This window comes from Burkholderia sp. Ac-20365 (assembly GCF_017104715.1).
Classification (GTDB): domain Bacteria; phylum Pseudomonadota; class Gammaproteobacteria; order Burkholderiales; family Burkholderiaceae; genus Paraburkholderia.
Map to the genome: position 1 here is coordinate 66,945 of NZ_JAAGPI010000010.1, position 23,410 is coordinate 90,354.

A 23,410-nucleotide genomic window follows, 5' to 3' on the forward strand; every position below is an offset into this window, starting at 1 on the left:
CGTCACGATGTAGTCTGTATCCAAAGTACAGAGGCTCATCATGACGCTCAAGTTCAAGAAGTTGCAGGTTCGTCCCGACTATGTCGAGGAGGTGTATCGCGTGCTGGCTGATGCGATCAGCGACGGGTCGCTGGCGCCTGGCACGCGGCTGACGCAGGAAGAGATTGCCGAGCAGTTCGCGGTGTCGCGTTCACCGGTGTTGCAGGCGTTGCGTCTTTTGAAGAAGGATGGCCTGGTGCAGGATGCGCCGGGGCGCGGCGTGCTGGTTGCGCCGCTGGATGTCGAATGGACGAGCCAGCTGTATCAGGTGCGGGGCGCGCTCGATGCGCTGGCGGCAAAGCTTGCCGCGGAGCGCGGGGCTGTGATCGACAATGCGTTGATCATGCGTGGGCGGCTTGTCTCGAAGGGCAAGGATGTGAAGGCGATGATCGACGCCGATATTGCATTTCATTCGGCTATTTATAAGGCGTCGGGGAATCCTTTGATTGTCGAGAGTGCGCAATTGCATTGGGTGCATTTGCGGCGCGTCATGGGCGCGGTTTTGCAGTCTTCGCGGTTGCGTGATTCGATCTGGGATGAGCATCAGGCTATCGCCGAAGCGATCGCTGCGCGTGATGTTGTGCGGGCTGCTGAGTTGACGGAGTTTCATGCTCGCAGTGCGAGGGAGAATCTTGTGGCACGGCTTGGGGAGATGCTTAAGGCTGGGTAGTTGTTTTTTGTCCTGCTATCGCCTTTAGTGGTTTGCCTGGGTGTTCGCTGGCATCCGCGATATGCCTTCTTGCTTCAGGCGTTGCCCCTGTGCGGGGCGGCACTTACTTTCTTTGCCGCCGCAAAGAAAGTAAGCAAAGAAAGCGGGCTAACACCGCCAGCTCTTGGCCTCAGCCTGAGGGCCCCCAACGGGTCCTCCGCTTCACACGGCGTTCTGCCATTCACCGTCCGTTGCCAACGCTTCGGCTAGTCGCCTCACCCACTTCAAACACCCGTAGCACAGCGAACAGCAGCGAATGGTCACTGCCGCCAAGGTGGCAAACTGTGTGTAGGTCGCGGTACTTCACACGTCAGCGCTCCTACGACACCGATCGTGCTGTTCAGTCCGGAGTGATGCGTGTGCGGCGCGACAGCCGACACACAGTTTGCCGCGATAGAACGCGCGCAATTTGATCGCGCACGCGCCGACGCGGACGTGTGAAGCGGGTGATGAGCCAATTCGAAGCGTTGGCAGCGGGCATCGAGAAGAGCGGTGCCGCATACAAGACGGGGCTGTTGGGGGCCCGTGGGCAAACGTCAAGAATTAGCGGTGTTCAGCGGCTTTCTTTTGCCTACTTTTCTTTGCCGCGGCAAAGAAAAGTAGGTGCCGCCCCGCACAGGGGCAACGCATGAACAAGGCAAAACATCACGCGGATGCCAGCGAAAGCAAAAGCAAAAAAAGCGAAAGCAAAAAACAAAAAACCAAACCTTAAACAACCGGATCAATCGGCGCCACCACCGCCCCCCGCGCCTCAATCTCCTCCCCCGCGAGCAAACACAAATCCTCCCGATAATGCGCAGCAACAACCTGCACCCCAACGGGCACACCGTTGACCAATCCGGTCGTCACAGCCAGCCCAGGCAAGCCCATAGCAGGCAATGCACGCATCGTGAGTTGCGCTTCCCACACCCGATCAAACCCTTCCGCCCCACGCTGATCGAGATCATCAGGAAACGGCAGTTCGCCCGACACGGGCATCAACACAACCGCATACTGATCAAGAAACAAACGCCATTGCCGCGTAAGCGTCGTCCGCCGCACAAGTGATCGGCTGATCACATCGACCGGCAAATCCCGCACCTTCAACCGCGCCGCCGCAATAACAGCCGCCGCCCCCGGATCGCCGTCACGCGCGACGGAATCGGCCAGCGCATCGAAGCCGTCGCCCAGCCACAAGCGCTCCTGCAACTGCCCCGCTTCGCGAATCGACGGCACGTCTTCAATTTCTTCTACTTGCCAGCCTGCATCGACCAGCCGGCGCGCTGCATCCTGCAACGCATCTTCGACTTCCTTCGCGATCTGCATGCCGCCGGGCCGCAGGCAAAGCGCCGCCCGCAACGGCACCGCGCGCCCCTCCAGCGGCATCGGCACATACCACGGGTCGCGCAGGTCCGTCGCGGCAAGCGCCTGCAAGCCGAGTCGAAGATCCGCGATCGTGCGCGCGATCGGCCCCGCCGCCGACATCAGTTGCGCACCAATCGCACGCTCCGGCGACGACGCATTGAAGGCCGGCACCCGCCCGAAGCTCGGCCTGAGTCCGTGCACACCGCACGCATAGGCGGGATAGCGAACCGAGCCGCCGATATCCGTGCCGAGCGCCAGTTGCCCGATGCCCGCCGTCACAGCCGCAGCCGCGCCGCCCGACGAACCGCCCGGCGTCAGCGACGAATCGCGTGGATTCAGCGTGCGGCCATGCACCTGATTCGACGTGAACCAGCGCAACGCAAAGGTCGGCGAATTGCTGCGGCCAAGCAGCACCGCGCCCGCCTTCGACAGATTGTCGACGGCAGGACTGCTCGCCTCGGCGATCAGGTTCTCCTGCAAACGCGTGCCGTTGGTGGTCGCAAAGCCCGCCTGATCGACGTTGATCTTCGTCGTGACAGGCACGCCCGCAAGCGGCCCCGGATCTTCGCCGCGCGCAATCGCGCGATCGATCTCGTCCGCCTGGCGCAGCACCCACTCCGGCTTGTGCGCGACGATCGCGTTGATGATGGGATTCACGGCATCGAGCCGCTCAAGCGCGGACTGTGCCGCCTCGCGCGCGGACACCTCGCGGCTGCGAACGCGCGTCGCGAGGTCAGCCGCGGACAAACGCCATAGTTCACTCATGTTGCCCTCGATAAGGAATCGGACTGGAAAAGACGTGCATCACGCAGCGGGCAGGTCCGCGTGCGGATCGAGCGTGGCCGCAAGAATCATCTGATGCCGGTTGGACGGCACGTGAAAATCGTGCGCGCGCGGACGGAACACCTCATCGCCGCGGCTGATCGCGCGGCCTGTCAATGCACACACGGCCGCGCCGCGCGCGAGCCCGCTGCGCCAGATCTGCGCGCTGTAATGCCCCGAGCGCGGGTCGCTCCACGATACGCTGATCGTGCACGACGACAGCCGTTCCTCGACCACGATATGCGCGGGCCGGGCAGGCGCATCGAACGGTTCTTCATCGACGGGCGACGGCAGCGTGATACGCAGCTTCTTCAGCGCCGAATACCGGTTGATCGCGCACGCGTCGCGCTGTTCCGCAGAGGGATCCAGCACGTTCAGCAGCGTACGCAGTACGACATTGTCTTTGGATAGCGCGCTCATCGACTTATCTCCCGTCACTGTCGCGGCCATAACCTTGAAAACATCTCCATTCTGCTGAAGGCGGCGGCTAGCCGCAAAACATGTCCGCGCAGCCGCTCGCCGTCATGCATCGACCGTCGATCAGCCGCCGCCTTGCTGGCGCAGCGTCAGCTTGCTGACCACCGACGTGACACCGTGCGCCTGCTTCGCCGTATCGACGGCAAGGCGATCCTGGTCTTCGCTCGACACCTGCCCTGCCAGCGTCACCTGTCCCGTCTTCGCGTTGCCGAACACGGTGATCGACGTGTCTTCCAGACCCTTCGTCTTCGAGATCGTCTTCTGGATGGGACGGGAGAACGCACGATTGGCCGCGCGGATCGACTTCTTCGTCGCGCCGGCCTGCGTGCCCGTTGTTGCGGTCGCGTCGCTGGCTGCCGCGTCGGCCGCGAACACCTGCGTGCACGAGAATGCCATCACGGCCGCGAGGCCGCTGCCCAGTACGAATTGGCGGAGCTTCATTGTCTTGTCCTTGTCGTTGTTGAAGTGAACTGCGGGTCGTCAGCGCTTCGTGCACCAACGCCTGCCGACAATTAGAAACGCTGAATGTATCGTCTGTTTTTCCTCGACGTATCCAAATGTATCGGGTTTTACAGTTGCATTGCGCGACAGGACGCAAGCGTCATCCGGTCCCAAGCGCGCGGCCGATCCACATCTCCAGTTCCCGCGCGTCGATCGGCTTGTCGAGCATGCACAGCGCCGTGCCGGCCTGCACGCGCTCGCGCATGCGTTGCGTGGCAAATGCGGTAATGAAGATCGTAGGAATGCGCATGTGTTTGCGCTGAAGCGTTTCAAGCAGTTCGATGCCGTCGATATCCGGCATCTGCACGTCGCAGACGAGGCAACGCGTGCGCTCGAGCGTATCGGAAGCAAGCAGTTCAGCGCCGGATGCAAAGACCCGCGCATCCCATCCAAGGGATCGCACCAGACTGCTGGTTGCGGCGCGCACAAGGGGATCGTCGTCGACGATAGAGACTAGCTCGTTGTTATGCAGGGACAAGGACACTCTCGCTGATGTCGAGGCAAGCGAATGAGCGGATCCCAAACTTGCCCGGCATGGTCAGCATAGAGCGCGCCTTTTGCGCACACCATCATATGATCGTATATGGCCCCTTTTGATGTGCACCGGGGAATGCAACGCGCGGCTATCGCGGCGCCTGAACGATCCCGAGCGCTTCCATCTTGCGCATCAGTTCCGCGACCGAGCGCGAATTCATCTTGCGCATTGCCTGTCCGCGATGAATCTTGGCCGTGATCTCCGCAATGCCCATGTTCGCGGCAATCTGCTTGTTCAGCAGGCCTGTCGCGACATGCTGCAGCACTTCGCGCTCGCGCGGCGTGAGCGACTCCCATGCCGAACGCATCGCGTGCAGTGAGCGGTCCGAAGCAAGACGCTTTGCGTCGCGCTCCAGCGCGGCGATGACGGCATCGATCATGTCCTGATCGCGGAACGGCTTGGCGAGAAAATCCATGGCGCCCGCCTTCATTGCCTGCACCGACATTGCAATGTCGCCATAGCCCGTCATGAAGATGATGGGCATATGCACGCGCCCGTCTTCGCTCAGCGTCTGTTGCAGCGCGAGGCCGCTTTGACCGCGCAGCCGCACATCGAGCACGAGGCAGGAAGGAATGGCCGGCTTGTCGGCAGCAAGAAAATCTTCCGTCGATGCGAACGCGCGCACATCGATGCCGATCGAGCGCAGCAGCCCCGACAGCGCACCGCGCACGAGTTCGTCGTCATCGACGATATATACGAGGCGTGCATCGGATTGAGAGGAAGCTGACTGGGAAGGCGTTGATCTCGACATCGTTGCTTTGTGCTGTTTCTTATAACGCGGATGACCGCTGATTGAGGCGGCCGACCATGGTAACAAATGCGACCATGCCGGTCCACGGCATCAGCGCGCAAAGCTATAGGCAATCGTAACGTCGCATGCGGCCGGTCACGGCACGCAGCGCGGCAGCGTGAACGTTGCACGCGTGCCGCCCGTTTCGCGCGGCGAGAGCGTCAGCGTGCCGCCATGCGCTTCCACGATCGAATTGCAGATGGCGAGCCCCATGCCCATGCCGTTCTCCTTGGTGGTGAAAAGCGGTTCGAGCAGACGCCCGGCGATCTGCGGGTCGATGCCGCCGCCCCGGTCTTCCACCGACACACACACAGGCGCGCCTTCCTCCGATGTGCAGACCAGCCTCAGCTTGCGCTCGCCCTGCGCGAGCGACGCCATGGCTTCCGCGCCGTTCGTCAGCAGATTGATCGCGACCTGCTGCAACTGGATGCGGTCGCCGCGCACCTGCACCGGGAGATCGAGCCCGCGCAACTCCAGCGATATCTTCAGCGCGTCGAGTTGTCCGGCGACCAGCGCGGCCGCTTCGCGCAACGCTTCGTTCAGATCCAGCGTCACGAACTGCGGCTCCGCGCGGCGCGCCTTCGCGCGCAACCCGTGGATGATCGCCCTTGCGCGCGTCGCGCTCAGACTGATATGCGTGAGCATCTCGCGCGTCTCGCCGATCTCGGGCGGCGAACGGTTCAACCAGCGCAACGCGGCGCTAGCGGATGCATCGACGGCGGCAAGCGGTTGCCCGACTTCATGCACGATCGACGCAACGAGTTCGCCCATCGCCTTCAGGCGGCTCGCGCGCTCCAGGTCGCCGAGCGCGTTGCGCAACTGGTCTTCGGCCTTCGCGCGCTGCCGGTTCTGCTCGAACAGTTCTTCATAGAGACGCGCGTTTTCAAGCGCAAACGCCGCTTGTGAAGCGACGACTTCGAGCAACGCCGCTTTCGCCGACGTGAAGACATTCGCCGCGAGATTGTTCTCCAGATACAGCACGCCGACGAGCATCGCATAACGCATCAGCGGCACGCACAACACCGAGCGCGGCCGCTCACGCCGCACGTAGTCGTCCTGCGCATAGGCGGGCGAGTCGCAGACATCGTCAAGCACGAGCTTTTCCTGCGTGCGCGCGACCGCATGCACGATCGAGACGGGCAACGTGTCCGACGAGAACCCAGCCGCCTCATGCGATACCACGATGGCGCCGCCCATCACCTGCGCGCGCGCCGGCACGCGCCACACGCCGCGTTGCAACAGCACGAGCGCGCCCTGCTCGGCGCCCGCGCTTTCGAGCGCGGTGCGCAACAGCGTTTCGACCAGACGCGCGGGCACGATGTTGCTGGCAAGCGCATTCGAAATGCGCAGCACGGCCTGCACGTCGAGTTCCTGCAGACGGCTCGCTCCTGGCGCGCTGCTGTCGGAGGTGAAGTAATCCGGATAGTCGGCCTGCAACTGACGCACCTTGGCCGTTGCGCCCCAGCGCTGCCACGCGCCGCGCGCGTGATTCAGATACGCTTGCGCCGGCACCTCTTCTGAGCGTGAAGCATGAAAGCGCGCGGCCAGTTCGGCGGCGAATGCCTCGACCTGCGTAAAGCCGTTGCGGCGCGCGTGCGAAACGGCCTTTGCGTACGCTTCGCCCGCTTCGTGCGAAGGCCCGTAGACACGCGCATACTCGGCGCGCACCAGTTCGCGTCGCGCGACGAAGTTCATCGGGCAGGCAAGCGCCCATACGTCGAGCTGATCTCTATGACGCTGCAGCGCCGCTTCCTGTTCGGCGTCGCGCGTGGGCAAGGCGAGCAGCGTCAGTGCACCGTAGTACGGCAATTCCGCGCGCTCGGCAAACGAGCGCGCGAAGTTCGAACACGCGTCAGCGCGCCGGCGTGCTTCGACGGCATCGTGCAGATCGCCTAGCAGCAGCCCGCGTTGCATGCGGTACACCCAGTACGCGAGATCCACCAGCGTGACGGGCGCGCCTTCCTCAGGAACGGGCGGCGGCTCTTCATCGGGATCCGGCACGCCGTCCTGCAACGCCGTCACGAACGCCCACTTGGCGAGAAACGACTTGATGACGAGGCGAAAATTGGCGTCGCGTACCAGCGCCAGGCCGCGCGACACCGTCGCGCGCACGTCGCCGAGGAACTCGCCCGCGAACAACATTCCCGTCACCTGATTGCTCGGGCAGTACATCGCAAACGTGTGATCGCCGCTTTCGACGGCAATATCGAATGCACGCCGGATGTAGTCGCGCCCCGTTCTCGCGGGCAGCGCCCACGGTACGACGAAGGTGCCGAACACCATGTAGACCCGTGCGCGATAACGTGCGAGCCCGCGCTGGTCGACCAGATGCAGCGCGAGTTCGCCGAACGGCAGCGCGGCGGCATGGTCGCCGTAACGCGCGCCGAAAATCTGCTGCATGCAGGTGTAGACGTTCGCGGATGCATCCGAATGCCCATGCTCGATGCCGAGATTGACGGCGCGCAGCAGCATCAGGTCGACGAGATCCTGGTCCGTGTAGAGCGCGGGCGGAATCAGGTCGGCGAAGATGTCGGTGATCGCGCGCCGCAACGGGTCGGCGACGATCGGCAGACTCCGCAAGCCGTCGATGCCATGTTCGTCTAGCCAGCCGCGCAGACGCGCGTATTCGCGATCGACGTCGGCGGCGCCAGGACGCAACGGCACGTCGATACCCGCCTTGCGCAGAAACGCGAGCCCGACTTGCAGCGCGAGATCGTAGCGGCCGAGCGTCGTATATAGCGCCGCGCGCAGCCGCGCCAGATCCGCGCCGAAGATGCCGTCGCCCGCCACCGTCTCCAATGCCGATAACCGTGCCTCGGCGGGTTCGAGCGCACCCGTCATGAATTCCGCTTCGCCGCACAGCATGCGCGCCGCGAGACCGTCTTCCGTGGTGTCCTCGTCGCCGAGGAAATCGAGTGCGGCGCGAAACAGCCCCAGCGCCGAATGATGCGCGGTCGCCGACTTCGCTTGCCGGCCCGCATCGAGATTGAGCCGGGCGAACGCAAGCCGTTCGTGCTCGTCGACAACGGCGGCCCGCGCGAGATTGACCTGCGCGGCGAGCGCAAACACATCGGAATGCGCGGCGCGTTGCGCCAGCAGGCGCCGCGCGATCTGCAGATGCAGCGATGCGCGCCCGGCTTCCGGTATCGACGCATAGGCCGCCTCGCGGATGCGGTCGTGCCAGAACACCCAGTCCGCGCCATCGCGATACACGCTGCCCGCTTCGAACGCGGCCTGCAAGCCCTGCGCCGCGTCGGCTTCGGACAGCCCCGACGCGACCGCCAGCATCGCGCCCGATGCGCGGTCGCCAAGGCATGCGAGTACCCGCAGCGCGCACTGCGCCGGCAAGGGCAACTGCTCGAGCTTGTGCGTCAGCAGTTCGACGACGTTATCCGCGCCGCGATGGCTAACGATACGCTCGAGATGCCAGCCCCACGCGCCCGCTTCGAGGTCGTATTCGAGCGCGCCTTCATCGGCCAGCACGCGCAGCAGATGGCGCACGAAGAACGGATTGCGCCCGGTCTTGCGGCCGATTTCCTCGGCGAGCGGCGCGAGCGCCTGCGTGTCCCGATGCAGCGCCAGCGCGATCAGCTCACGCAACGCGTGCTCGTTCAACGGCCCCAGATCGATACGCAGCGCCTCGCGCCATTGCGCCAGCGGACCGACGCGCAACGGATGGTCCGCGCCGACTTCATTGCCTCTGAACGCGCCGATAAACAGCACCGGCGACTGCGCGTGCTGCTTCAACAGCCGTTCGAGCACATGCAGCGTACCGACGTCGGTCCATTGCAGATCGTCGAGCAACAGCACGAGCGGTCGCGCGGGCGTCGCAAAGCACGCGATCAGCCGCGCCATGCCTTGCAGCACGCGTTCGCGTTCGAGCGAAGGTTGCGGGTCGGGCGCCTCGCCGATGCCCGGCTGCGAGCCGAGGACGGCCGTGAGCGTCGGCAGCAGGCCGGCGAGCGTGCGGCCCGCCGGCCCGGTCGCTTCGCGGATGCGGTGACGCCACTGCGCGAACTGGTCGTCGGCGCAGCCCAGCACGTATTGCAGCAACGGCTCCAGCGCCTGCACGAGAATGGCATACGGGGTCGCGCGCCGCCCCTCTTCACTCTTGCCCGCGGCAAGCAGCGGCGCGTCGGTACGGCGGATACGCGCCACGGCTTCCTGCAGCAAGGTCGACTTGCCGATGCCGGACGCGCCCGCGATCCACGCGACGTGCGCCTTGCCGCTGTCCGCGACGCGCCGGTACAGCGCGGTCAACGCGCCGATCTCGTCATCGCGGCCGAAGACGCCGTCGGCGCGCTGCAGCGATTGCAGCGCCGCGTGGGTATCGAGTGCGAACGACGGGATATGCCCCGCACGCTCGTGCAGATCCTCGCAGCGGCGCAGGTCGGCCAGCAGGCTCGCGGCATTGGTGTAACGCTGCCCCGGCGCTTTCTCGAGCAGCTTCATCAACAGCCCCGAGAGTTGCGGCGGAACATGGGCGGCGAGTTCGAGGGGCGGACGCGGGCGCTGTGTCGCGTGAGCGTGCACGCGCGCGGCGGCATCCAGTGCGGTTTCGAACGGCGCGACGCCCGTCAGCAATTCATAGAGGATGCAGCCGAGCGAATAGAGGTCGGCCCGTTCATCGACGCGCACATTCATGCGTGCGCCGAGTTCGGGCGCCATATAGATAAAGCTCGCTTCGCCCCATTCGAAGTCGGCATCGGGCAAGGCGGCCGTATCGTTGAGCACGCCCGAGGCAAAGCCGAATCCCACAAGATGGGTGCGACCTTCTTCATCGACGAGAAAACTGCCTGGCGTCAGCGCGCGATGGACCACGCCGGCTGCATGCATCGCGTGCACGGATGTGGCGAGGCTCACGGCCAGCCTGAAGAATGCTTTTAGCCCTGCGGGGCGTGGTGTGGCGGTGCACACGGTTTCTCCGCCCGGGTCGGCGAGGATCAGCACGGCGCCGTTGCCATGAGGTTGCATGCTGAGGGGCATGGCGCACCAGGCGTGGTGCAGCGTATGGCGCAATGCATATTCGCGCTGAAGCGCGGCCAACGCGGCGGGCGTGGTATTGGCGCGGCCAGCGACGAGCACAGGCGCAGCGGTTAGAGACGTTGCACGTTGCAGGCCTGGCGCTGCCGCGCTGAGGTCAGTGAAGGTCCGGGTGGAGAGATCGATCATTCAATGAGGTTAGTGACACGGCGAGCGTGTCGAGCGTGTGGCGGGCACGGTACTGTATCGCGAGTCTTTGGGTGTTTTGGTTGTATGTGATGCGTGTCTCATATTTTGTTCGCATTCGTGTGGCGCCTGCGCGGCGCGGCATTTACTCTGGGTTGTCTTGCGACGCTGGTTTGGTTTGGTTTGGTTTGGTTTGGTTTGGTTTGGTTTGGTTTGGTTTGGTTTGGTTTGGTTTGGTTTGGTTTGGTTTGGTTTGGTTTGGTTTGGTTTGGTTTGCCTGTGTTTTTGCTGGCATCCGCGTGATGTTTTGCCTTGTTCACGCGTTGCCCCTGTGCGGGGCGGCACTTACTTTCTTTGCCGCCGCAAAGAAAGTAAGCAAAGAAAGCGGGCTAACACCGCAAGCTCTTGTTACTGCCTGAGGGCCCCCAACGGGTCCTCTCCTTCACACGGCAACTTCTCAGTCACCACCCGTTACCAACGCTTCGAATTGGCTCATCACCCGCTTCACACTCCCGCGTCACCGCACGCGTTGTCGAATTGCGCGCGTTCTATAGCGGCAAACTGTGTGTAGGCTGTCGCGCCGTATGCACTTCACTCCGGACTGAAAAACACGATCGGTGTCGTAGAAGCGCTGAGGTGTGGAGCACTACGACCTACACACAGTTTGCCACCTGGGCGGCGCAAACCATTCGCTGTCGCTGGCTGCGCTGCGGGTGCTTGAAGCGGGTGAGGCGCCTGTTCAAGGCGCTGGCAACGGGCATTGAATGACAGAACGCCGTGTGAAGCGGAGGAACTGTTGGGGGCCCTCAGGCGGTGGTCAAGAGCGGGCGGTGTTAGCCCGCTTTCTTTGCTTACTTTCTTTGCGGCGGCAAAGAAAGTAAGTGCCGCCCCGCACAGGGGCAACGCGTGAAGCACCAGTAACAAATCGCGGATGCCAGCAAAAACACAGGCAAACCAAACCAGCGCGGATGCGAGCGAAAACAAAACCAAACCACAAACCAACAACACCTCACCGCAACGATCTAAACCCAGCCCGCACTTCCTGTGCAAACAACAAAGGCTCCTCCCATGCCGCAAAATGCCCACCCTTATCAACTTCGTTGAAGTAAATCAGATTGTGATAACTACGCTCAGCCCAACTCTGCGGCGCCTGATAGATCTCACCAGGAAACACTGTAATAGCCGTAGGCAACGCAATATCAACAGCATTGAAGTTATTCGAATGATCTTCCCAATAAATCTGCGCCGACGAAGTCGCACTATCCGTCAGCCAGTACAGCGAGATATCGTCAAGAATCTCATCCCGCGTCAGTGACCGCTCAGGCACACCGCCGCTATACGTCCACTGCGATATCTTGTCGTACATCCATGCCGCCTGGCCGACAGGCGAATCGGCAAGCGCATAGCCCACCGTCTGCGGGCGAGTCACCATCATCGCCGAATAACCGCAGTTGTCGCGATAGAACACAGCAAGCTTCTCGTACGCGGCCTTCTCCTTCGCCGACAGGCCAGCAGGCGCAGGCGCGTCCAACGCCAGCAATCGCGCAATATCGGGCGGCACCGTCGCAGGCATGTTCACATGAATGCCGATCAAACCCTTCACGTGCTGCATCGCCATGCGGTGCGATACAACCGATCCGCAATCGCCGCCTTGCGACACGAAACGCGTATAGCCAAGTCGCTCCATCAGCACGCCCCACGCCCGCGCGATGTGATCCGAGCCCCAGCCCGGCTGCGTCGGCTTGCCCGAAAAGCCGAAGCCGGGCAGCGACGGCACGACCACGTGGAAGGCATCGTCGGCGCTCGCGCCATAGGCGGTCGGGTCGGTCAGCGGGCCGATCGCCTTGATCAGCTCGAAGATCGAGCCGGGCCAGCCGTGCGTCATGATCATCGGCATCGCGTTCTTGTGCCGCGAGCGCACATGAATGAACTGGATATCCAGCCCATCGATCTCCGTCACGAACATCGGCAACGCGTTCAGCTTCGCTTCGCCCTTTCGCCAGTCATATTCGCTGCCCCAGTATTGAACGAGCTGCTGCATGCGCGCGAGCGGCACGCCCTGCGATTCGTCGGCGACCGTTTCCTTGCCCGGCCAGCGCGTTCTCGCAAGACGCTGACGTAAATCGGCGAGATCGCTATCGGGAATATGAGCCTTGAACGGGCGAATCGCGTCCGCATTGGTCGCGGCATACAGCACTTCGGGAAAGAGCGCGAATGCGCCGGCCGCGGCGGCGGCCGTCAGCACGTTACGCCGCATCGGCGAGAACGGAGTTGAAGACATGCTTTGTCATCCTGTTTCCAAGGAGTGGGCATCGATGTGCATGCAACCATGCACGAAGATGTGAGATGCAATGCTTGACCCGCTTGCGAGGCAAATGGCCCGAAGCGTCCACTCATTAGAAAGGACGAATGTATCTCGCGTTTGTCCGCGGTGTACCTGTTCGTAACAGGCACGCGTTAAAGCGGCTAGAACAATATGAATAACCTGAAGACGCGCGAGCGAATAGCCGGAAAATAAAAGAAGGTTTGGCGATAGGCGCGCGTGACTATCATACTTTCGTTTGGATTGACCCTGCCCTCGCGCAACGCGATTATGCCGGCGCGCATGCAAACAAAGGAATCCGATGAGTCAGCATCGACACGACAGCGAAGACCCGCCAACAGGTAACGGCCCTGCCCGCCCGCAACCGCAACCGGATTCCGTTGCAGCTTCGAAGAGCGCATCCGCCGACGATCGCTACCCGCGCTTCAGCACCGCCGACATCGAAAAGATGATGCGCTTCGGCATCATTGAACATTGGCGTGCGGGTGACGTGATGTTCCGCATCGGCGACCCCGGCCTCGGCATGCGCGTGCTATTGAGCGGACGTGCAAGGCTGTCGCGGCGCGACGGGCTCGGCCGCTCGCAGACCATCGTCGAACTCGGTGCAGGCCAGTTTCTTGGCGAAGTCGCGCAACTCACGGGCAAGCCCGCGCTGGCCGACGGCCTCGCGCTCGACGACGTTCAGGCATTGATGATTCCGCCCGAGCAGATACGCGAGATGCTCGTCGCCGAAGCGCATCTTGGTGAACGGATCATGCGATCGCTCGTGCTACGCCGTTTCGGTCTCGTGCGCGAAGGCGCCGGCCCGGTGCTGATCGGACGTTCGTGCGATATGAAGCTGCTCGCGCTCGAAGGGCTGTTGCATCGGCTCGGTCATCCGTACTCCGTGGCCGATCCCGCGACCGACTCCGACATCCGTGCGCTGCTCGAAGAATGGGGCGTTCCGTATAACGACGTGCCTGTCGTGATGCTCGCCGACGGCACGCTGCTGCGCGACCCCGATGAACGCGAACTCGCCGCGCGCCTTGGCCTGCTGCCCGAACTCGATTCGGCGCGCACGTATGACGTCGCCGTGGTCGGCGCAGGGCCGGCCGGTCTCGCGGCCGCCGTGTATGCGGCGTCCGAAGGACTCTCGGTGATCGTGTTCGATAGCCACGGCCCCGGCGGACAGGCCGGCGCAAGCGCACGCATCGAGAACTACCTCGGCTTCTCGACGGGCGTCTCGGGCCGCGAACTCGCGGCGAACGCATTCGCACAGGCGGTGAAGTTCGGCGCGGAAGTCGTGATGCCGACGCGCATCGACCGGCTCGATTGCGCACAGGCGCCGCTGCAACTCGAACTGGAAGGCGGCCAGCGCATCTCGTCGCGCACGGTCGTGATCGCGACGGGCGCGGCGTATCGAAGGCCCGACATCGAAGGACTCGACGAAGTGGCTGGGCGCGGCGTGTACTACTGGGCCTCGTCGATTGAAGGCCGGTTGTGCCGTGGCGCGGAAGTCGTGCTGGTCGGCGGCGGCAACTCGGCGGGACAGGCGGCCGTGTTTCTGTCCTCGCACGCAAGCCGTGTCCATATGCTGATTCGCGGCGACAGTCTCGACGCGAGCATGTCGCGCTATCTGATCGACCGCATTGCGTCGCTGGGTAACGTGGTGCTCCATACGCGCACGGTTGTCGCTTCGGTGCGCAGCGACCAGTGGGGACTCGAAGCCGTCACATGTAATACGCCGCAAGGCGAGCGGGTGTTCGATACGCGGCACCTGTTCCTGTTCACCGGCGCGAGCCCGAACACGCAATGGCTGCGCGATTGCAGCGTCGATATCGACGAGCGCGGCTTCGTCAAGACGGGGCTCGCGGCGGGCGTGCGTGCCGACACCGCGTGCTTCGCGCTGCAGACCAACGTGCCCGGCGTGTTTGCGATCGGCGACGTGCGCAATGCATCGGCCAAACGCGTCGCGGCGGCGGTGGGCGACGGTGCGGCCGTCGTCGCGGAGATTCATCAGTTTCTGAGCGCCACGCCGACTGTCGCGTGAGCACATCCCGCATATCGGGCACATATCGGGCCTGACACGGGCCGACCCTATACGATCGTATGCGGTCGCCCATCCCTTTGCATCAACTGGCTAGCTGCAGATTGTATGGATCACATGCGACCCGCAGACTACTCTTTGCACATCGATGTATTCAAGCGATGACCGGTCACTGACCGAACGACTCTGACAAGAAAATCTGGATGAATAAAAGGAGCACGCACATGCAAGACACGGTGAATCAACGCCGCCGGCACCTGATCGGGACGTCTGCGGCAGGCCTTGGCCTGCTCGGCCTGGGCCTCGGCAACTTCGCACATGCACAAGGCACGAAGAGCGCGCATGGCGCAAGGAAAGCGGCGCACCATACCTCGTTCGATGCCATCGAGCAGATCGACGCGGGCACGCTGAACATCGGCTACGTCGACACAGGCCCGAAGGACGGACAGCCCGTGATCCTGCTGCACGGCTGGCCATACGACATCTACGCATTCGTCGATGTCGCGCCGATTCTCGCGGCCGCGGGCTATCGCGTGATCGTGCCTTATCTGCGCGGCTACGGCTCGACGCGCTTTCTCTCCAACGAAACGCCGCGCAACGGCCAGCAGGCCGTCGTCGCCGTCGACATCATCGCGTTGATGGACGCATTGAAGATCGATCAGGCGATCTTCGGCGCGTTCGACTGGGGCGCGCGCACCGCGTGCATCATCGCTGCACTGTGGCCGCAGCGCTGCAAGGCGCTGGTCTCGGTGAGCGGCTATCTGATCGGCAGCCAGGAAGCGAACCGCAAGCCCTTGCCGCCGAAAGCCGAATTCGCATGGTGGTATCAGTTCTACTTCGCCACCGAGCGCGGCGAACTCGGCTACGCCGCCAACCGCAACGACTTCAACAAGCTGATCTGGCAACTCGCCTCGCCGAAATGGCGTTTCGACGATTCGACCTATCAGCGCACCGCAGCCTCTTTCAACAACCCCGATCACGTAGCTGTCGTGATTCACAACTACCGCTGGCGTCTGGGTCTCGTGCAAGGCGAAGCGCAATACGACGAACTCGAACAGCGTCTCGCCGCGCTGCCCACCATCTCCGTGCCGACCATCACGATGGAAGGCGATGCGAACGGCGCGCCGCATCCGGATCCGTCCGCGTACGCGAAGATGTTCACGGGCAAGTACCAGCACCGCAACGTGAGCGGCGGCATCGGCCACAACCTGCCGCAGGAAGCGCCGCAGGCCTTCGCCGAAGCCGTCATGCAAGTCGTCCGCCTTTGATCACGATGCGTTCAACCATGACCCGCGACTCCTCGCGCTCGAGCTGACATCATGGACAAACCCGACCACGTTCTGATCGTCGACGAGGACCGCGGCATGCGCGAGTTCGTCGCCAGCTATCTCGAGAAAAACGGCATGCGGGTAACGCTCGCGTCGAGCGGGCGCGAGATGCATGCCGTACTCGACCGCGATACGCCCGATGTGATCCTGCTCGACGTGATGCTGCCCGGCGAAGACGGCCTCGCGCTGTGCCGCTGGCTGCGCTCGGGCCGGCATCGTGCCGTGCCCATCATGATGCTGACCGAGCATTGCGACGAGATGGACCGCATCATCGGCCTGGAGATGGGCGCGGACGATTACCTGTCCAAGCCGGTCGCCGTGCGCGAACTGCTCGCGCGCATCCGCGCGGTGCTGCGCCGTACGCGCATGCTGCCGCCGGGCATGCTGGTCGCGGAGTCGTCGGAGATGCTGAGTTTCGGCGACTGGCGGCTCGATACGACCGCGCGCCATCTGCTCGATACGGACGACTCCGCGGTGGCGCTGAGCGGCGCGGAATACCGGCTGTTGCGCGTGTTCCTCGATCATCCGAACCGCGTGCTGACGCGCGACCAGTTGCTCAACCTGACGCAACGGCGCAATGCCGAACCGTTCGACCGTTCGATCGATCTGCTCGTCAGCCGTCTGCGGCAACGGCTCGGCGATGTCGCCCGCGTGCCGCGCTACATCAAGACGCTGCGCAACGAAGGCTATGTGTTTTCATCGGCGGTCAAGGCTGTCGACGATGTGCGCGAACGGCAGCATGCATGATGCTGCCCGCATGACTCGCCTCTAGCATCGGCTCACGAAGAGAAGACCGCTCCTTCCCGTTCCCTATGTATCGCCATGTATCCGGCGCGCCCGCCGATACATCGCGATACGCAAACCCCACCCTCCAGACATTCGCCGGATACATGTGCGGGCTTAAATCCGTCACAAGGGCACGCGCGTGATCGAGCCGCGCGTGCAGAACCCACCGCTTTGCATCAGGAGGTCGATTTCATGTTACTCATCGTCATCGCGTTTCTGGGCGGGGTGCTCACCATCCTGAGCCCCTGTATCCTGCCCGTCGTGCCGTTCGTGTTCGCGCGCTCCGACAAGCCGTTCGCGACGGGCCGCCTGCCGCTGCTGGTCGGCCTCGCGCTCACGTTCGCGCTCGTCACGGGCGTCGGCATTGCGGGTTTGAGCGGCGCTGCGCAACTGAATCACTACGGACGCTGGGTGTCGCTCGCGCTGTTCGGCGTGTTCGGTGCGTCGTTGCTGTTTCCCGCGCTGTCCGCGCGCCTGTCGCGTCCGTTCTTCGGGATCGGCAATCGCGTCGCCGCGTTGTCGAATGCACGCGGCACGCGCTTTCAGGTCGGCTCGGCGTTGCTGCTCGGCATTGCCACCGGCCTGTTGTGGGCGCCTTGCGCCGGTCCGATTCTCGGCCTGATCCTCACGGGCGCGGCGCTGCATGGCGCGAACTGGACCACGGCCGCCGCGTTGACGGCGTACGCGTTCGGCGCGGCCAGCTCGCTCGCTGTCGTGTCGGGTCTCGGCAAGCGGGCGCTCGACGGCCTCAAGCGTTCGCTCGGTCTCGGCGAGCGCGTGCGCCGCGCAATGGGCGCACTGGTGCTGCTCACCGTGACCGCCATCGGCTTCGGCTTCGACACGCGTGCGCTCGCGCATGTGCCGTCGGCGTCGACTACAGGTGTCGAGAACCGGCTGGTCGGGCTGCTGTCCGCCAACGCCGCGCAACAGCCGCGTATCCAGCGCGTCAGTGTGAAGGCGCCGTCGGCGCTGCCTGTCGAAGGCCAACTGCCTTCGCTCGATGGCGCGCAAGGCTGGCTCAACTCGCCGCCGCTCACGGCCGACGCGCTGCGCGGCAAGGTCACCGTCGTCAACTTCTGGACGTACTCGTGCATCAACTGCCTGCGCACGCTGCCGTATCTGAAGACGTGGTCGGACCGTTATCGCAACGACGGGCTCATGGTGGTCGGCGTGCATACGCCGGAGTTCGCATTCGAGCACGATCCGTCGAATGTGAAGCGCGCCGTGGGCGACCTCGGCATCCACTACCCCGTCGCGATCGATAACGACTACAAGATCTGGCAGGCGTTCGGCAACCAGTACTGGCCTGCGTTCTATATCGTCGATGCACAGGGCCGCATCCGTTATCACCACTTCGGCGAAGGCGGCTATGGGGAAGCCGAGAAAGTGATCCAGCAGTTGCTCGCCGAGTCGGGCCATGCGATGCAGACGCGCGATCTGCCGCCCATCAGCGGTGCGGGCGCGCAGGCAGCGGCGGATTCGTCGAACGTCGAATCGGGCGAGACGTATGTGGGTTATCAGCAGGCGCGCGGCTTCGCATCGCCGCAAGACATCCGCCCCGACGATGTCGCCACGTACACGGTGCCTGCGCAGTTGCGCCTCAATAGCTGGGCATTCGGCGGCAAGTGGATCGTAGGCGGCGAAGCGGCCGTGGTGGACGAAGCGCATGGACGCATCGCGTACCGCTTTCATGCACGCGACCTGCATCTCGTGCTCGGACCGTCGGCGAATGGCAAGCCCGTACGCTTTCGCGTGACGATCGACGGCGCGGCACCCGGCGACTCACACGGCGCCGACGTCGCACCCGATGGCAGCGGCGTGGTGACGAGCGCCCGTCTGTATCAGCTCGTGCGCCAGCAAGGCGACGTGCGCGACCGGACCTTCACGATCGAATTCCTCGATCCCGGCGTACAGGCTTTCTCGTTCACGTTCGGCTGACACGGAAACACAGCGTTTCAGGCAACGCCACTGCGCTTTCGCGGCGCAGTGGCGTTTGCAATTGCGAAGCCCGATAAGGCGCCCAATGCAATTCGCAAAGCCGGTTTGTACCTCAATGTATCTGGCGTCGATCGAGAAAAACTGGCTTACATTCCGGCACGTTCTGGAAACACGCCAGATACGTGAGCGGGTTCAAATAACGACACGCAAGGTTGATTCATGACAGTGCGACTGAACGGACAACAAAGAATCGACGTCCGCCCGGAATGACATCAACGCAGGTTATTCATCTACTGGAGAAAGCTCATGAAACTCGTTCAATCCCTCATCGTTGCAGCCTTGATCGCCGCTCCCGCTGTGTCGTTCGCGCAGTCGAACCAGCCCGTCACCCGTGCCCAGGTGCGCGCCGAACTGGTCCAGTTGCAACAGGCCGGCTACAACCCGGCGAGCGACAACACGCAATACCCGAAGAACATCGAAGCCGCGCTGTCGCGTATCCAGGCTGAAAAGGGTGCGTCGTATGGCGGCGTCGCAGCAGGTCAATCGAATGCGGGCGCACGTCACGACGCCGCGCAGACGCCTGCCCCGCAGCAGGACGTGATCGGCCTCGGCCCGATCTACGCGCACTCGTAAGCGCGCCGCAGCTGCGTTGCGAACTGGCGCCGACGCGCTTCGCAACGCAGCAGTCCTTCCTGTAGCAGCACTCACACATAACGCGGTACTCAGGGGCAATACAAATGAAAAGAAGCTTCAGGACCATCCTCGCGTTCGCCACGATGCTGTGCGGACTCGTTGCGTTGCAGGGCGCGCATGCAGCCGCGCAAGACGACCTCAAAGGCACGAACATCGTGCTCGTGCACGGCGCGTTCGCCGACGGCTCGAGCTGGAACCGTGTGATCCCGTTACTCGAAGCGCATGGCGCGCATGTCGTCGCCGTGCAGAATCCGCTTAGCTCACTCGCTGATGATGTAGCCGCCACGAAGCGCGTGATCGATCAGCAGACAGGCCCTGTGGTGCTGGTGGGCCATTCGTGGGGCGGCGTCGTCATCAGCCAGGCGGGCAATGACGACAAGGTCAAGTCGCTCGTCTACGTCGCGGCGTTCGCACCCGACGCCAACCAGTCGATTGCCGACATCACGCAAGGCATGAAGGCGCCCGCGTGGGCGAACGAGTTGCAAAAGGATGCAGCGGGCTATCTGACGCTGTCGGACAAGGCCGTGCGCGACGACTTCGCGCTTGACCTCCCCGCAGGCCAGCAGCGCATCGTCGCCGCGACGCAAGGTCCGTGGTTTTCCGGCTGCGCGAACGACAAGGTCACGCAAGCCGCCTGGCACGAAAAGCCGTCGTACTTCGTGATTCCCGGCCGCGACAAGATGATCGACCCGCATCTTCAGCGAAAGATGGCCACTGAGATCAACGCCAAAGTGACGCACGTCGACGCGAGCCACGTCGCGATGCTGAGCCAGCCGCAAGCCGTCGCCAACGCGATTCTCGCAGCGGCACGCAACGCGCACTGACGCAGGAACGCTCCCGATGAAGACGATCGTGATGGACGGTCCTGGGGGACCGGAGAAGCTTCGGCTGGTCGAGCACAGCGATCCTGTTGCCGGGCCGGGTGAAGCCGTCGTCGAAGTGGATGCCGCAGGCGTCAATTTCATGGACATCGGCGTGCGGCGCGGCGGTATCTGGTCGACGGTGGCCAATCCGAAGCCGCTGGGCGTCGAAGGCGCGGGACGCGTGGTCTGTGTCGGCGACGACGTCACGGAATTCCGGCCCGGCCAGCGCGTCGCGTGGGTCTATGCGCCCGGCAGCTACGCGCAGCGTATCGCGCTGCCCGCGGCGTCGCTCGTGCCGATTCCCGACGCGATCGATCACACCACCGCTGCCGCCGTGATGATGCAGGGCCTCACGGCCAGCCACTTCGCGACCGACTTCTATCCCGTGCGCCAGGGCGACATCGCGCTGGTGCACGCGGCGGCGGGCGGGCTCGGCCTGCTGCTCACGCAGATCATCAAGCTGCGCGGCGGCATGGTGATCGGCCGCGTGTCGCACGAAGACAAGATCGACGCCGCGCGGCAAGCAGGCGCCGATCACGTGATCGTCGATACGCAAGGCCGCTTCGCCGACGAAGTGATGCGGCTCACCGACGGCGAAGGCGTGCATGTCGTCTACGACGGTTCGGGACCGGCGACCTTTCAGGGCTCGCTGGCGTCGCTGCGGCGCTCGGGCACGTTCTGCTGGTATGGACCCGTGCTCGGCGCGTCGGGACCGCTCAACATCATGAGCCTGCCGAAGAGCATCAAGATCGGCTACGCAACGTTCGCCGATCACATCCCGACGCCCGCCCTGCTGCGCACGCGCGCAAAGCAGCTGTTCGACTGGATCATCGCCGGCATGCTCGATGTGAAAATCGGCGGCGTCTATCCGCTCGCGGATGCCGCGCGGGCGCACGCCGACATGGAAAGCCGCCGGACCACGGGCAAGCTGTTGCTGATTCCCTAAGCGATGCAACCCGACATCGGCATGGACGACATATGGCTTTCTTCCACCGTCACTGCGGCCGAGAACAGATAGCCTTCGTTGCGCAGCGTCTTGATGTAGCGCCCGTCGCGCACGCCGTCCTGCAGCCGCTGACGCACGCGGCTCACGAGCAGATCGATCGAACGGTCGAGCAGGTCGGCGTGCCGTCCCTGTGTCAGGTTCAGCAACTGGTCGCGCGTCAGCACGCGGTTCGGATGATCGAGGAACACGCGCAGCAGCCGGTACTCGGCACCGCTCAGCGCGACGACCTCGCCGTCGGCATCGAGCAGACGGCGCGCCGCCGTTTCGAGCCTCCAGTCGCCGAAGCGCAGCACCGTGGCCGACTCCGCGACCTGCATGCCGGGCGGCAGCATGTGCGTGCGGCGCAGGACGGCGCGAATGCGCGCCAGCAATTCGCGGATCGCAAACGGCTTGGCCATGTAGTCGTCGGCGCCCATCTCGAGCCCGACGATGCGGTCCGCTTCGTCGTGACGCGCGGACAGCATCACGACGGGAATCGCGTGAAATTCGCCCGCGCGCAACTCGCGGCACAGCGACAGGCCGTCCGTATCGGGCAAGCTCACGTCGAGGACGATGAGGTCGGGCGTGTCGCGCCCCAGCGCCGCGCGCATGTCGCGCCCATGCGCCGCGTGCGACACACGCATGCTGTTGCGTTCCAGATAGACGGCGACGAGTTCGCGGATCTCACGATCGTCATCGACGATCAGGACGTGTTCGAGCTTCTTCATGACAGGTTCAACGGCTACGGCGACAGGCTCTGCTTGCGGCGCGCACCGACGCGGTATCGACGGATTCGTACGCGCATGTATCCGGCCGACAGGTGCCGGATAAGTGTCGGACAAGTGCCGATATCTGCCGATACAAAACGTTGCGTACGCGCCAGGTCGCGACATGCGACGGATACATCCTGCTGTTCAAATGAACACCGTCGACAGGCGTCGCGCGGACCACAGGGTGCAGGCCAATGTGTCGCGCATGGTGGCAGGAACGCATCGTTGACACAACAGCAACTGTGCTCACGCTCCGTTGCCCTGTGGGCAACACTCGGGCAACACTCGGGCTTCGATGGGTCTGACAACGATGCGAACAATCAATCACCAGCGCCTTAGATACTTCCAGGCGGTACTCACGCAAGGCTCGATTCGCGGCGCCGCCGACGAGATGAACACCTCCCCGTCCGTCATCACGCGGCAGATCCGGCTGCTGGAAGACGAACTCGGCGTCGCCCTGTTCGAGCGCGGCGCCAAGGGCGTGCGGCCGACGGAACCCGCCGCGCATCTGCTCGAGTTCTGGGACGGCTGCCAGTCGCAGCAGGAACGACTCGAAGACCAGTTGCACGCGTTTCGCGGGCTGCGTCACGGACGCGTGCAGCTTGCCGTCAGCGAAGGCTTCATCGACACCTTGACCGAAGAAGTGCTCGCGCCGTTTTGCGCGAAGTATCCGGCGCTCACCATCGAGATGAGCATGCTGGCGCGCGACGGTATTGTCGAAGATCTGGCGCAGAGCCGTGCGCACATCGGGCTGGCTTACAATCCGCCGCCGCATTCGCGCGTCGAGTGTCTGGCGAGCTCGGTGCAGCGGGCCGTGCTGCTATTGCGCCGCGAGCATCCGCTCGCGAAGCGCAAGCGCCCCGCCACCGTTCATGATCTGCGCGCGTTCCCGCTTGCATTGATGCCGCAGACGTACGGCATCGGGCATGCGGTGAAGATGCTGGAAATCGCGGAAGGCATGCAGATCCAGCCGGCCATGACGACCAACTCGCTCGCCGTGCTCAAGCGCATGGTCGCGACGGAGAACTTCGTCACGCTGATCGGCGAGTTCGCGGCGCAACGCGAAGTGGCCAGCGGCGAGCTGACGACCGTGCCCGTCGATCACCCGCTTTTCCAGAACACGCATGCGCGCCTGCTCGTGAAGACAAGCCGTCCGCTCACGCCGGGCCCGCTGGAATTACTCAAATGGATTCAAGAACGGCTTTCAATGTTTTCGACAGCGAATGCCGGTGTTGCCAGTGCGGCGACCTGAGCAATTAGCCGCCTGAAGGCCTTTAACCGTGGCCGACTCACGAAGTCAGCCTTGCGCGGA

18 protein-coding genes are annotated in these 23,410 nt (G+C 63.7%); 10 read left to right on the forward strand and 8 right to left on the reverse strand.

From position 1 onward, the window contains the following. The first annotated feature begins 40 nt into the window (after window positions 1–40). The gene (locus tag G3O01_RS19270; RefSeq protein WP_205806723.1) at window positions 41–709 is read left to right on the forward strand and encodes a GntR family transcriptional regulator; all 669 of its coding nucleotides are present in this window, start codon (window positions 41–43) and stop codon (window positions 707–709) included. Window positions 710–1,456: 747 nt separating this feature from the next. Here G3O01_RS19270 and G3O01_RS19275 read toward each other — a convergent pair. From G3O01_RS19275 to G3O01_RS19300, 6 genes are all read right to left on the reverse strand, one after another. Then, a complete protein-coding gene (locus G3O01_RS19275; RefSeq protein ID WP_205806724.1) occupies window positions 1,457–2,857 on the reverse strand; it encodes an amidase family protein in 1,401 nt (466 codons plus the stop codon). A 39-nt stretch (window positions 2,858–2,896) separates the two neighbouring features. After that, window positions 2,897–3,334 carry a DUF3331 domain-containing protein gene (locus G3O01_RS19280; RefSeq protein ID WP_205806725.1) on the reverse strand — a complete coding sequence of 146 codons (438 nt, stop codon included), beginning with the start codon at window positions 3,332–3,334 and terminating at the stop codon, window positions 2,897–2,899. A 120-nt stretch (window positions 3,335–3,454) separates the two neighbouring features. Next, window positions 3,455–3,832, reverse strand: coding sequence for a BON domain-containing protein (locus G3O01_RS19285; RefSeq protein WP_205806726.1), 378 nt, complete (start codon window positions 3,830–3,832; stop codon window positions 3,455–3,457). A 160-nt stretch (window positions 3,833–3,992) separates the two neighbouring features. After that, complete coding sequence (locus tag G3O01_RS19290; RefSeq protein ID WP_205806727.1) at window positions 3,993–4,370, reverse strand: response regulator; 378 nt, start codon at window positions 4,368–4,370, stop codon at window positions 3,993–3,995. 145 nt (window positions 4,371–4,515) lie between these two features. Beyond that, entirely contained in the window at window positions 4,516–5,178 is a 663-nt protein-coding gene (locus tag G3O01_RS19295; RefSeq protein WP_205806728.1) for a response regulator, read from the reverse strand. Between the two features lie 135 nt (window positions 5,179–5,313). Beyond that, on the reverse strand, window positions 5,314–10,389 hold the full coding sequence (locus G3O01_RS19300) for a trifunctional serine/threonine-protein kinase/ATP-binding protein/sensor histidine kinase (protein ID WP_205806729.1): 5,076 nt from the start codon (window positions 10,387–10,389) through the stop codon (window positions 5,314–5,316). A 71-nt stretch (window positions 10,390–10,460) separates the two neighbouring features. Between G3O01_RS19300 and G3O01_RS19305 the strand changes: the two genes are divergently transcribed. After that, the gene (locus G3O01_RS19305) at window positions 10,461–10,805 is read left to right on the forward strand and encodes a hypothetical protein (protein ID WP_205806730.1); all 345 of its coding nucleotides are present in this window, start codon (window positions 10,461–10,463) and stop codon (window positions 10,803–10,805) included. Window positions 10,806–11,395: 590 nt separating this feature from the next. Here G3O01_RS19305 and G3O01_RS19310 read toward each other — a convergent pair. Further along, window positions 11,396–12,667 (reverse strand): epoxide hydrolase, encoded by a 1,272-nt coding sequence (locus G3O01_RS19310; protein WP_205806731.1) that lies wholly within the window; start codon window positions 12,665–12,667, stop codon window positions 11,396–11,398. Between the two features lie 343 nt (window positions 12,668–13,010). On the opposite strand from G3O01_RS19310, the gene G3O01_RS19315 reads away from it, so the two are divergent. The 7 genes from G3O01_RS19315 (at window position 13,011) to G3O01_RS19345 (ending at window position 21,289) form a co-directional block, all read left to right on the forward strand. Beyond that, window positions 13,011–14,738: an FAD-dependent oxidoreductase gene (locus G3O01_RS19315; protein WP_205806732.1), complete on the forward strand. Its 1,728-nt coding sequence runs from the start codon at window positions 13,011–13,013 to the stop codon at window positions 14,736–14,738. A gap of 221 nt (window positions 14,739–14,959) precedes the next feature. Further along, window positions 14,960–16,003: an alpha/beta hydrolase gene (locus tag G3O01_RS19320; RefSeq protein ID WP_205806733.1), complete on the forward strand. Its 1,044-nt coding sequence runs from the start codon at window positions 14,960–14,962 to the stop codon at window positions 16,001–16,003. Between the two features lie 51 nt (window positions 16,004–16,054). Beyond that, window positions 16,055–16,810: a response regulator transcription factor gene (locus G3O01_RS19325; protein ID WP_205806734.1), complete on the forward strand. Its 756-nt coding sequence runs from the start codon at window positions 16,055–16,057 to the stop codon at window positions 16,808–16,810. 231 nt (window positions 16,811–17,041) lie between these two features. Continuing rightward, on the forward strand, window positions 17,042–18,787 hold the full coding sequence (locus G3O01_RS19330; RefSeq protein WP_205806735.1) for a cytochrome c biogenesis protein DipZ: 1,746 nt from the start codon (window positions 17,042–17,044) through the stop codon (window positions 18,785–18,787). Window positions 18,788–19,093: 306 nt separating this feature from the next. Further along, window positions 19,094–19,420 carry a DUF4148 domain-containing protein gene (locus G3O01_RS19335; RefSeq protein WP_205806736.1) on the forward strand — a complete coding sequence of 109 codons (327 nt, stop codon included), beginning with the start codon at window positions 19,094–19,096 and terminating at the stop codon, window positions 19,418–19,420. Between the two features lie 143 nt (window positions 19,421–19,563). Continuing rightward, window positions 19,564–20,304 carry an alpha/beta hydrolase gene (locus G3O01_RS19340; protein ID WP_241024110.1) on the forward strand — a complete coding sequence of 247 codons (741 nt, stop codon included), beginning with the start codon at window positions 19,564–19,566 and terminating at the stop codon, window positions 20,302–20,304. Between the two features lie 16 nt (window positions 20,305–20,320). Next, window positions 20,321–21,289: a quinone oxidoreductase gene (locus G3O01_RS19345; protein ID WP_205806738.1), complete on the forward strand. Its 969-nt coding sequence runs from the start codon at window positions 20,321–20,323 to the stop codon at window positions 21,287–21,289. Here G3O01_RS19345 and G3O01_RS19350 read toward each other — a convergent pair. Beyond that, window positions 21,286–22,056, reverse strand: coding sequence for a response regulator transcription factor (locus G3O01_RS19350; RefSeq protein ID WP_205806739.1), 771 nt, complete (start codon window positions 22,054–22,056; stop codon window positions 21,286–21,288). The two genes, G3O01_RS19345 and G3O01_RS19350, sit on opposite strands and share 4 nt — an antisense overlap. Window positions 22,057–22,408: 352 nt before the next feature. Between G3O01_RS19350 and G3O01_RS19355 the strand changes: the two genes are divergently transcribed. Continuing rightward, the gene (locus G3O01_RS19355; protein WP_205806740.1) at window positions 22,409–23,350 is read left to right on the forward strand and encodes a LysR family transcriptional regulator; all 942 of its coding nucleotides are present in this window, start codon (window positions 22,409–22,411) and stop codon (window positions 23,348–23,350) included. The last annotated feature ends 60 nt before the right edge of the window (window positions 23,351–23,410 follow it).

Coding starts and splice junctions, on each gene's coding strand:
- G3O01_RS19270 (WP_205806723.1), top strand. CDS start 41: ATGACGCTCAAGTTCAAGAAGTTGCAGGTTCGTCCCGACTATGTCGAG.
- G3O01_RS19275 (WP_205806724.1), bottom strand. CDS start 2,857: ATGAGTGAACTATGGCGTTTGTCCGCGGCTGACCTCGCGACGCGCGTT.
- G3O01_RS19280 (WP_205806725.1), bottom strand. CDS start 3,334: ATGAGCGCGCTATCCAAAGACAATGTCGTACTGCGTACGCTGCTGAAC.
- G3O01_RS19285 (WP_205806726.1), bottom strand. CDS start 3,832: ATGAAGCTCCGCCAATTCGTACTGGGCAGCGGCCTCGCGGCCGTGATG.
- G3O01_RS19295 (WP_205806728.1), bottom strand. CDS start 5,178: ATGTCGAGATCAACGCCTTCCCAGTCAGCTTCCTCTCAATCCGATGCA.
- G3O01_RS19300 (WP_205806729.1), bottom strand. CDS start 10,389: ATGATCGATCTCTCCACCCGGACCTTCACTGACCTCAGCGCGGCAGCG.
- G3O01_RS19310 (WP_205806731.1), bottom strand. CDS start 12,667: ATGTCTTCAACTCCGTTCTCGCCGATGCGGCGTAACGTGCTGACGGCC.
- G3O01_RS19315 (WP_205806732.1), top strand. CDS start 13,011: ATGAGTCAGCATCGACACGACAGCGAAGACCCGCCAACAGGTAACGGC.
- G3O01_RS19320 (WP_205806733.1), top strand. CDS start 14,960: ATGCAAGACACGGTGAATCAACGCCGCCGGCACCTGATCGGGACGTCT.
- G3O01_RS19325 (WP_205806734.1), top strand. CDS start 16,055: ATGGACAAACCCGACCACGTTCTGATCGTCGACGAGGACCGCGGCATG.
- G3O01_RS19330 (WP_205806735.1), top strand. CDS start 17,042: ATGTTACTCATCGTCATCGCGTTTCTGGGCGGGGTGCTCACCATCCTG.
- G3O01_RS19335 (WP_205806736.1), top strand. CDS start 19,094: ATGAAACTCGTTCAATCCCTCATCGTTGCAGCCTTGATCGCCGCTCCC.
- G3O01_RS19340 (WP_241024110.1), top strand. CDS start 19,564: ATGCTGTGCGGACTCGTTGCGTTGCAGGGCGCGCATGCAGCCGCGCAA.
- G3O01_RS19345 (WP_205806738.1), top strand. CDS start 20,321: ATGAAGACGATCGTGATGGACGGTCCTGGGGGACCGGAGAAGCTTCGG.
- G3O01_RS19350 (WP_205806739.1), bottom strand. CDS start 22,056: ATGAAGAAGCTCGAACACGTCCTGATCGTCGATGACGATCGTGAGATC.
- G3O01_RS19355 (WP_205806740.1), top strand. CDS start 22,409: ATGCGAACAATCAATCACCAGCGCCTTAGATACTTCCAGGCGGTACTC.